The sequence below is a fragment of the Paraburkholderia sp. SIMBA_027 genome, from assembly GCF_046535315.1.
In the GTDB taxonomy this organism is placed as follows: Bacteria; Pseudomonadota; Gammaproteobacteria; order Burkholderiales; family Burkholderiaceae; genus Paraburkholderia; species Paraburkholderia tropica.
This window is the reverse complement of record NZ_JAWRWY010000595.1, coordinates 1-271: the sequence shown is the minus strand read 5'-3', so window position 1 is coordinate 271 and position 271 is coordinate 1. Positions and strand designations below refer to the sequence as shown.

The window sequence follows — 271 nt, the reverse complement described above, 5'->3', positions numbered from 1 at the left end:
CAATGAACGCAATCCGCTGTATGAAGAGATTGCCGACGTGACCATTCGTACTGATGATCAAAGCGCTAAAGTGGTTGCAAACCAGATTATTCACATGCTGGAAAGCAACTAATTCTGGCTTTATATACACTCGTCTGCGGGTACAGTAATTAAGGTGGATGTCGCGTTATGGAGAGGATTGTCGTTACTCTCGGGGAACGTAGTTACCCAATTACCATCGCATCTGGTTTGTTTAATGAACCAGCTTCATTCTTACCGCTGAAGCGGTAAG

1 protein-coding gene is annotated in these 271 nt (G+C 44.6%); it reads left to right on the top strand.

Annotated elements, in window-relative coordinates; translation table 11 throughout:
• Nucleotides 1-16 precede the first annotated feature (16 nt).
• Nucleotides 17-112, top strand: a complete 96-nt coding sequence (locus SB764_RS40390; protein ID WP_410866809.1) for a hypothetical protein — start codon at nt 17-19, stop codon at nt 110-112.
• The last annotated feature ends 159 nt before the right edge of the window (nt 113-271 follow it).